This is a genomic window from Oscillibacter sp. CAG:155, from assembly GCA_000436875.1.
GTDB lineage: Bacteria > Bacillota > Clostridia > Oscillospirales > Oscillospiraceae > Oscillibacter.
In genome coordinates, this window is record FR890848.1 from 18,941 (window position 1) to 28,588 (window position 9,648).

Here is a 9,648-nt window from a genome sequence, read left to right on the forward strand (position 1 = left end):
CTTAATGTCCGGCCGGTGAGCGGGACAAAACCACATCCGAAATGAGAGGGAAAACCCAATGGCTTTGTTCAAAAAGAAAGAGGCGGAGCAGGCACCGCCGACCGCCTTTGAAGAGCACGATACGTCTGTCGGCACCGCCGCGGATGTTGAGGCGGTCATGAAAAAATACGACCGGGAGTCCAACACCCGGGTCTGGGAAGGCATGCCGAAACTGGTCATCCGCTGGCTGATGGTGCTGTTTTCCCTCTATTGCATCATTGACACCGTGTTCCTTTCCACCATGCAGGAGATCCGACTGCCGGTGTTCGTGGGTCTGATCCTGCTGTTCGGCTTTTTGACCTTCCCTGCGCGGAAAGGTGACACCCGGGTCAACCACATGCCTTGGTATGATATCATTTTGCTGATTATCGGCCCCGGTGCTTATTTCTTCTATGCCGTCAACGCCCAGAACGTTATTCAGATGTCGGCCCGGGTCATGCAGAATGATCTGTATATGGTTATCGGCCTCATCGGCATCCTGGCACTGGTGGAGCTGTGCCGCCGGTGCGTGGGCCTGCCCATTTTGTGCGTGGCCGGTGTGCTGCTGGTCTACACCTTCTTTAACCTGATGGGTACGCCCAGCGCGGACCAGGTGAAGCTGACCATCTACCAGGTGATCCGCACCATGTTCTACACCAACAACGGCATTTTCGGCGGCCCCATCAGCGTGTGCGCCAAGTTCATTGTGGTGTTCATCATCTTCGGCGCCTTCCTGGAGCGGACGGGCATTGCCCAGTTCTTCATCAACCTGGCCAACGCTGTGGCCGGCGCTGCCCCTGGCGGTCCCGCCAAGGTGGCTGTCATCTCCTCCGCCCTGTGCGGCATGGTGTCCGGCTCCTCCGTGGGCAACACCGTTACCACCGGTTCCGTCACCATCCCCATGATGAAGAAAACCGGCTACAAGGGCGAATTTGCCGGCGCTGTGGAAGCGGCTGCATCCACCGGCGGCCAGATCATGCCCCCCATCATGGGTGCCGCTGCCTTTTTGATGGCGGAGTTCACTGGTGAGCCGTACAGCCAGATCGCCGTGCGGGCTATCCTGCCTGCCGTGCTGTACTTCACCGGCATCTACATCGCGGTGCATCTGGAGGCCAAGAAGCTGGGCCTGCAGGGTATCCCCCGGGATCAGCTGCCCAAAATGGGGAATCTGATGAAGAAGATCTATCTGCTTTTCCCCCTGGTGCTGCTGGTGATCCTGGTGTCCACCAACACCTTCACCATGGCCAAGTCCGCGGCCATTGCCATTGTGGCGGCCGTGGCGGTGGGCCTTTTGAACAACGTGGTGGATATGGCTGCCAAGAATGAGGACCGCGCGGATTTCCTCACCTTCGGCAAGATCCTGGACGCCTTGGAGGGCGGCGCCAGAGGCTCCATCACCGTGGCCGTGGCCTGCGGCGTGGCAGGTATCATCTCCGGCTGCATCACCGTGACGGGCCTTGCGTCCAAGCTCCTCAGCGCCATCGTGAACCTCTCTGGCGGCCATGTGATGATTGCACTGGTGCTGACGATGCTCTGCTGCATCGTGCTGGGCATGGGCGTTCCCACCACTGCCAACTACTGCATCATGGCGGCCACCTGCGCCCCCATTCTGATGGACCCCTCCATCGGCGTGAGTAAAATGGCAGCCCACTTCTTCGTGTTCTACTTCGGCATCGTGGCCGATATCACGCCTCCTGTGGCTTTGGCGGCCTATGCCGGCAGCGCCATTGCTAAGGCAGACCCCATGAAAACCGGCGTCAACGCCACAAAACTGGCCATTGCCGCATTTATTGTTCCTTACATTTTTGCCATGAATCCCCAGATGCTGTTTGTGGATGTGAGCAGCGCCCTGCAGGTGGTGCAGATCTGCATCAGCGCTCTCTTGGGCATCTTCGGCGTGGCCGCTGCGCTCAACGGCTTCCTGTACCGCCCCATCAGCCCGCTGCTGCGGCTGGTTCTGGTGGTGGGCGGCCTGGGCATGCTGATCCCCGGCACCGTGACTGACGTGGTCGGTTTCGTACTGGTGGTAGGTGTGGTGTTCTACCAGAAAGCCACTGCCAAGCGGCTGGCTGCTGCCTGAGCTGTTCAAAAGACGCTCCCGTTTTTGGGAGCGTCTTTTTCTCTTCTTAAAAAGACAGAGCGGATGTAACCTTTTTCCAGATCCTTCCGTCTATTATTAATAATGTAGTATGCGTCATGTATCCTGAAAGAACAAAGAGCTTTTGCAGCTGCCCTCTTTGTAACCGTTTTGTTGTTGCTTTATCAGGAGAACTGTACTAGCATGATTCATACAGTTGGACAAAGCAATCGGGAGAACTGTAAATGGAAAGATAGGAGAACGAGCCAATGTCTGAAGTCAAGGATCTGGAAAATAAGACCCTGTCCCAGGCGGAACCCGTCTTGCCGGATACTGCGGAAAAGACTGTGCCCGCATCCGAAGGGAAAAAGGGAAAATGGAAAACGATGCCCCGGCAGAAACGGCGCCGGATCATCCGCCGCGTGATTGCGTTGGTGGTGGTGCTTGCAGTCGTGGTGGGCCTCATCAAGGTGTTCGGCGGCAAAAAGTCGGATGATACGCAGATCGTGACGGACACCGTGCAGTACGGTTCCATCACCTCCACCGTGGAGGGCAACGGCCTGACCAAGGCCAAGAAGAGTGAGACCATCACCCTTACCACCGCTGGAACCGTGACGGATGTCATGGTGACGGAGGGCCAGAAGGTCACCGCCGGAACGCCGCTGTTCACCGTGGATTCCGAGGCTGCCCGCACTGCTGTGCAGAAGGCCCGGAAGGACGTGGAGGGGTATGAGAAGCAGCTCAACACCCTGCAAAAGGACATTGCGGGACTGAATCTGGCTGCCGGCTACCCCGGCAAGCTGATGGATGTGGTGACCCTCAATCCCGGCGACACCATCAACAAGGGTGACAAGGTTGCCACTCTTTCGGATGACACCCGCCTGCGGCTGGAGCAGTATTACAGTTATGCCTACGCCGGGGACATCAAGGTCGGCCAGACCGTGCAGGTGTCCATTCCCTCTCTGATGAGCACCATTCCCGGCACGGTGGAGGCGGTCCACATGGTCAGCCGCATCACGCCGGAGGGCTCCAAGCTCTTCTCCGCGGAGATCGTGGTGAAAAACGAGGGCGCGCTGACGGCGGATATGGCAGCTTCCGCCACCGTCACCGTAAACGGCGAGACGGTCTATCCCTATGAGCCGGGAAAGCTGGCTTATTACCGTACAGGTGATCTGACCTCCACGGTCAGCGGCACCGTCATCTCCAGCAGCCTGGTGAATTACCTCCAGGTCTCCGCTGGACAGGTGCTGGTGCGGATTGACGGCGAGAGCAGCGAAAGCGAGATCTTCACGGTACAGCAGAGCCTGGAGGAAGCCCGCAAGACGCTGGATACTGCCCAGAAGAATCTGGACAACTGCAACGCCGTGGCTCCCATTGACGGCACGGTCATCGGCCTTGCCATCCAGCCTGGTTCGGAGCTGGAGGCCAATACCACCGTCATCACCATCGCGGATACCTCCACCATTGTGGTGGATGCCACCGTGGATGAGCGGAATGTGTCCTACGTCAAGCCCGGCATGCAGGTGGAGATCGACCAGTGGGGTACCACTTTCTATGGCACAGTGGATACGGTGAGCCTGAACTCTAAGGCGGAAAACGGCGTGGCGACCTATCCCATGGTCATCAGTGTGGATAATCCCGATGGGTCGCTGATGACCGGCAGCTATGTCAACTACAAGCTCACTGCCAGTGAGAACGACAACTGCCTGATCCTGCCCATCCAGTGCGTCAAGTCCGTGCCTTTGGAGGACGGTTCCGCTGCGGATGTGGTGTTCGTCAAGTCCAATACCCGGCCGGAGAATGCCATTGATACCACCGCAACAGTGGATGGCCTGCCCAGCAGTGGGTTCTGGCCGGTGCCGGTGGAGACGGGCATCTCTGACGACTACAACGTGGAAATCAAGTCCGGTGTGGAGGAGGGAATGGAGGTCTTTACCACCGCCCCCACCACCGGAACCTGGTAAGGTGACGCCATGCTGATTGAGATCAAAGACGTCTACAAGATCTATGGCGAGGGTCTGGAGAGCGAGGTCCGTGCTCTGGACGGTGTGAGTCTGACCATCGACCGGGGAGAATTCGTGGCGGTGGTGGGTCAGTCCGGCTCCGGCAAGTCCACCATGATGAACGTGCTGGGGTGCTTGGACATCCCCACCCACGGTGAGTACTACCTGGACGGAACAAACGTCCGGGAACTCACGGACCGGGAACTCTCCCACATCCGCAACAAGCAGATCGGATTCATCTTTCAGCAGTACAACCTGATCCAAAGCCTGACGGTGCTGGAGAATGTGGAGCTGCCCCTGATCTATCAGGGGGTCGGCTCCGATAAGCGCCGGGAACTGGCAATGGAGGCGCTGGAACGGGTGGGCCTGCTGAGCCGTATCAAGCACAAGCCGGTGGAGATGTCCGGCGGCCAGCAGCAGCGGGTTGCCATTGCCAGGGCCATCGCTACCCATCCCCCCATCATTATGGCCGACGAGCCCACCGGCGCCCTGGATTCCCACACGGGCCACGATGTGCTCCGCTTCCTCCAGCAGCTCAACAAGGAGGGCAGTACGGTCATCCTCATTACCCACGACAACGGGATCGCCGCTACCGCTCGCCGGTGCGTCCGGCTGCAGGACGGTAAGATTGTGGAGGACCGTGAGCAGGAGGTGGATTGGTTTTGAATATCCGACAGGCAATGAAAATGGCCCTGCGGTCCATTCTGGGCAATAAGGGCCGGTCCATCCTGACCATGCTGGGCATCATCATCGGCATCGCCTCCGTCATGACCATCGTCTCCGTGGTCAACGGGCAGAACCAGCAGTCCCTCAAGCAGTTTGAAGCCATGGGTACCAACCGGATCAGCGTGTCCCTTTCTCTGTATGACGGCCGGGATTGCTTCCAGGATCTCTACAACTACTGCAACGGCCTGGGAAGCGATCTGGTGGTGGGCGTGACGCCCTCCGGAATGGCCAGTGCCACCATCGTTTACGGCACCAAAAACAGCAACGCCATGCAGAAAAACCAGGAGAACATGTTCAACGAAAGCGGCGCCGTGCGGACGGACGTGGAACTGCCCCCGGATCTGTATTACGGCAGTGACCAGTATGCGGTCTGCAACAATTATAAACTGGAAAAAGGGCGGGATCTGAGTTTCCTGGATATCCGCCAGCACAGCCAGGTCTGTGTCCTGGGTGCCCGGGCGGCCCGGAACTTCTTCGGCTATTCCGATCCTCTGGGCAAGGATCTGTCCGTCAACGGCTACCCCTTCAAAGTGGTGGGTGTCTACGCGGAAAAGGACCCGGACAGCGCCTTTTCCCAGGACAATGTGATTATCTTCCCCTATACTGCCAGCCGGCTGCTGAGCCCCGGTCAGAGCATCAGCGATTTCGTGGTCAAGGCCGCCTCCCGGGAGGCCACAGATGAGGCCATCACCCGGCTCAACGGGTTCCTCTCCGGCCTGACGGGCAACGGTGAACGAGGCTGGGGCAATGCATACAGCGACAACCAGTGGCAGAATACCCTGAATGAGCAGGCGGCCATGATGAGCATGGTGTTGGGCGGCATCGCAGCCATCTCGTTGCTGGTAGGCGGTATCGGCATCATGAACATCATGCTGGTGACCGTCACCGAGCGGACGCGGGAGATCGGCATTCGCCGTGCCATCGGCGCCGAGCGCAGCTCCATTGTCACGCAGTTTTTGATCGAGGCGGCCATGCTCTGCGGCATCGGCGGCATCATCGGACTATCCATCGGTACAGTGGCCACACGGGTCACCGGAAAACTGCTGGTACATATGGACATCTGGCCATCGGTACCGATTACATTGGGCGCATTTTTGCTCTCGGTGGTGCTGGGTATTTTGTTTGGCATTTACCCGGCGGCCAAAGCATCCAAGCTCCAGCCGGTGGAAGCGCTGCGGGCGGAATGAAGGGAGAACAGATATGAAAAGACGAATTTTGAGCCTGCTGCTGGCGGTGTGCACGGCGGTGTCTTTGCTGGCACTGCCGGCCGGCGCCGCCAACAGCGGCACCGTTACTTTTTCCGATGTCAACGACCGGAATACCGCCATGGCGGTGGAATCCCTGCGCTTGATGGGTGTCCTGGACGGGTACGGCGACGGGACCTTCCGGCCCGGCGCTTCGCTGACTCGGGCCCAGTTCTGCAAAATGGCGGTGTATGCCATGAACGGGGAGGATGAGCTGGGACGCTATTCCACCGTCACGGTGTTCCCGGATGTCAAACCCAGTTACTGGGCTTCTTCCTATATCAATATGGCGGCCAAGGGCAAGGGTGTTATTGCGGGCTATGCCGACGGACAGTTCCACCCTGAAAGAACCGTCACTGTGGGGCAGGCCGTAACCATTTTGCTGCGGCTGCTGGGCTATAAGGATGAGAATCTGGGCGGAATCTGGCCCCAGAGCTATATGGCGGAGGCCGCCAGTATCGGGATGACGGATGGTGTGTCTACCAATGCCTATGCGGCACTGACCCGGGCACAGGCGGCACAGCTCTTCCTGAACCTGCTGCGGGCCAATATGGTGGAAGGCGGTTCCTATGCCGCGACCTTGGGCACCGTAGTGGAGAACGTCATGCTGGTCTCCTCCACGGCAAAGGCCCCTGACGGCCGGGAAAACGGCCTGGAGACCGCTGGCGGAAGCATCTATCAGCTGGCCTCCGGCAAAACCTCCAACGGCATGCTCAACGGTTACAAGGGCACGATGGTGCTGGATAAGCAGGGAAAGGCACTGACCTTTGTCCCCGATGCGGTGGGCAGCAGCAAGGTCATTACTCTCTCCACGGCTAAGGCCACCGAGATCACGGATATTACCGGAGTCCGGTATACGCTCACCAGTGATACGGCTACCTACTATAACGGAAAGGAAACCACCTGGGGCGAGACTTACTCCTGGCTCAATGCCGGTGCGTCCGTGACGCTGTATCTGGGCGCTGCGGGCAACGTAGAGTATGTGTTCGTGGGCGGCGGTTCCACTGCCAGCGCGGCTGTGGTGGGCTATGAGGATCACTCTGCGGCGGGCTTTGATTCCCTGGTGGGGACCGGAACGACCTACACCATCTACAAAAACGGTGTGAAGGCCACCTCCGCAGATCTGCGCAAGTACGACGTAGCTACCTATTCCACGGTCACCAATACCATCCGGGTGTGTGATACCCGCATCAGCGGCTACTATGAGGCGTGCAGCCCCAATGCCAAGGAGCCTTCCAAGGTGACAGTGCTGGGCCATGAGTTTAATGTGTTGTCCACCGCCATGGAAAGTCTCTCTGAATTTAAGCCGGGCGATCAGATCACCCTGCTGCTGACGGAGGATAACCAGGTGGCGGCAGCAGTGAAATCCGGAACCAGCGGTGCCAGCGGCAATGCCGTGGGTATTGTCAAGAGTGCCTCTGCGGGCTCTGCCTCAGTGGATCTGCTGTGTGGCATCCACGTGGAGGGCAAGGCCAACTTGTCTGATTCCACGGCGGCGCAGCTGCAAGGTCAGCTGGCTCGTGTCAGCTCCACCAAGGAAGGGCTGAATGTCAGCAGCCTTACCGGAGGCGTGGGCGGCGATCTGGATGTGAACGCCAGAAAGCTGGGCAACAAGAGCCTGGCCGACAATGTGATGATCTTCCGGAGAGACGGCGGTGCATTGACCTCCGTCAGCCTCAGGGAACTGACCAGCGGCATTATCGCCAGAAGCCAGATCTCCTATGCCCGGACCAACTGGGCCGGTGATGTGGATCTGATCGTTCTGGGCAGTGCCGACAGCAGTACGGTCTACTATGGCCGGGCTGTCGTGCAGACCAGCACCGCTGAAAACGGCAATGAAACGAGAACGCTGGCAGTGGAGTACGGCAACGGTCAGCGGAGCGAGGCCATTCGGACAGACAACCATATCAGCAACGGCGATTACATCTACATGGGTGTCAAGGGCGGCCGAATCACAAGCCTGGGCTCTCTGACCTGCCTGTCCGGTGTTGCCAACAGCGCGTGGAGCGGCGACGGCGCCGTTACTGTGGCGGGCCGCACCTATACCGTCTCTGACAGCGTGGCATGTTATAACCGTACCACGGGGACCTGGATGACTCTCGCCGCCGCACATGCGTATGCAGCGAAAGCGGACCTGTATGTCCGGGACGGCGTGGTCCGTGTCATCGAAGTAAATTAAGCGACAGATAAGACACTCTTCCAGCAAAAGAACCGTTCCGTGGGATTTCCCACGGAACGGTTCTTTTTATCTGGAAAGAGAGGCGGCCGGCGTGCGCAGCGCATCTGCTCTTTTCCCGGGAAAGACCAGGAGCCGCTCAGACAACCTGGAAGAGATAGAACTTGAGGTAATTGGTCTCATCCACGCCCCAGAGAATAGGATGGTCACAGGACTGCTGCCGTGCTTCGATCTGCCGCAGCTGTACGCCGGCGTCCCGGGCGGCGTCATGGAGCATGGCCACAAACTTCTCCTCCGTAGCGAAGTGGGAGCAGGAGCAGGTGGCCAGATACCCGCCCCGGGGCAGCAGACGCATGGCCCGATAGTTGATTTCTTTGTAGCCGGCAAGGGCGTTTCGGACTGTTTTGCGGGACTTGGTGAAAGCCGGCGGATCCAGAATGATAAAGTCGTACCGGGTAGGCTCTTTCTCCAGGGCAGGCAGCAGGTCAAAGACATTGGCGGCCATGCAGGTGACCCGGTCAGTAAGACCGTTGCGCTCCGCGTTGGCCCGGGCCATTTCCACGGCAGCCTCCGACACATCCACCGCAGTCACATGGGCCGCACCGCCCAGCGCGGCGTTGAGGGCGAAAGAACCAGTATGGGTGAAGCAGTCCAGCACCGTCTTCCCCCGGGCCAGCCGGGCTACCGCCCGGCGGTTATACTTCTGATCCAGGAAGAAGCCGGTTTTCTGCCCGTTTTCCACATCCACCAGATACTTCACACCGTTTTCCGTGATCTCGGTGACGGAAGAAGCCGGGGGCTCCTCTCCAGGGAGATGATACCATCCCTTTCCTTGGGGCAGGCCCTCCTTTTCCCGCAGAGCCACATCGTTGCGCAAAAATACGCCCCGGATGGACTGCCCGTCCTCCCGCAGGATACGGACCAGTGTGGGCAGCAGAAGATCCTGGATGGTTTCCATACCCACGGAGAGGACCTGCACACTTAAAAGATCGTGGAATTTATCCACCGTCAGACCGGGGAAGGCATCCGCTTCCCCGAAGATGATTCGGCAGGCGTCCAGATCCGCCGTGTCCATAACGGATTTACGGTATTCCCAGGCCCAGCGGAGCTTTCGCTCCCAAAAGGCCTCGTCGAAGCGGTCGTTGGCATTCCGGGAGAGCAGGCGCACCCGGATCTTGGAGTGCTCCGAGAGGAAACCGGTGCCCAGGTACCGGCCTTTTTTGCTCAATACATCCACCAGACCGCCGTTTTCGGTGGTGCCTTCGGAGCTGACGATCTCCACGTCATAGACCCAAGGGTGCCCCCGGAGAATGGCGGCCTCCGCCTTGGGGGTCACGGTGTAGCAGGGATAGCTGCGGGCTGCTTTCATACGTAAACTTCCTCGTATAATAAGATTTGCAGACA

Annotated in this window: 6 protein-coding genes; 5 read left to right on the forward strand and 1 reads right to left on the reverse strand. The window is 59.0% G+C overall.

Annotated features, from left to right (window positions below):
• The first annotated feature begins 58 nt into the window (after positions 1–58).
• From QZL67_RS02085 to QZL67_RS02105, 5 genes are all read left to right on the forward strand, one after another.
• The gene (locus QZL67_RS02085; RefSeq protein WP_022289123.1) at positions 59–2,098 is read left to right on the forward strand and encodes a TRAP transporter permease; all 2,040 of its coding nucleotides are present in this window, start codon (positions 59–61) and stop codon (positions 2,096–2,098) included.
• A gap of 266 nt (positions 2,099–2,364) precedes the next feature.
• Positions 2,365–4,059: an HlyD family efflux transporter periplasmic adaptor subunit gene (locus tag QZL67_RS02090; RefSeq protein ID WP_022289124.1), complete on the forward strand. Its 1,695-nt coding sequence runs from the start codon at positions 2,365–2,367 to the stop codon at positions 4,057–4,059.
• A 9-nt stretch (positions 4,060–4,068) separates the two neighbouring features.
• Positions 4,069–4,764 (forward strand): ABC transporter ATP-binding protein, encoded by a 696-nt coding sequence (locus QZL67_RS02095; protein ID WP_022289125.1) that lies wholly within the window; start codon positions 4,069–4,071, stop codon positions 4,762–4,764.
• Entirely contained in the window at positions 4,761–6,011 is a 1,251-nt protein-coding gene (locus QZL67_RS02100) for an ABC transporter permease (protein WP_022289126.1), read from the forward strand. Before QZL67_RS02095 ends, QZL67_RS02100 begins: the two co-directional genes overlap by 4 nt.
• A 13-nt stretch (positions 6,012–6,024) precedes the next feature.
• Entirely contained in the window at positions 6,025–8,247 is a 2,223-nt protein-coding gene (locus QZL67_RS02105; protein ID WP_022289127.1) for an S-layer homology domain-containing protein, read from the forward strand.
• A 136-nt stretch (positions 8,248–8,383) separates the two neighbouring features.
• Here the strand turns inward: QZL67_RS02105 and QZL67_RS02110 are convergent, their stop codons facing one another.
• Entirely contained in the window at positions 8,384–9,613 is a 1,230-nt protein-coding gene (locus QZL67_RS02110; RefSeq protein WP_022289128.1) for a class I SAM-dependent rRNA methyltransferase, read from the reverse strand.
• Positions 9,614–9,648 lie beyond the last annotated feature (35 nt).

What these genes read in the sequence shown, in the direction of transcription:
- QZL67_RS02085 (WP_022289123.1), top strand. Translation starts at nt 59, where the DNA reads ATGGCTTTGTTCAAAAAGAAAGAGGCGGAGCAGGCACCGCCGACCGCC.
- QZL67_RS02090 (WP_022289124.1), top strand. Translation starts at nt 2,365, where the DNA reads ATGTCTGAAGTCAAGGATCTGGAAAATAAGACCCTGTCCCAGGCGGAA.
- QZL67_RS02095 (WP_022289125.1), top strand. Translation starts at nt 4,069, where the DNA reads ATGCTGATTGAGATCAAAGACGTCTACAAGATCTATGGCGAGGGTCTG.
- QZL67_RS02105 (WP_022289127.1), top strand. Translation starts at nt 6,025, where the DNA reads ATGAAAAGACGAATTTTGAGCCTGCTGCTGGCGGTGTGCACGGCGGTG.
- QZL67_RS02110 (WP_022289128.1), bottom strand. Translation starts at nt 9,613, where the DNA reads ATGAAAGCAGCCCGCAGCTATCCCTGCTACACCGTGACCCCCAAGGCG.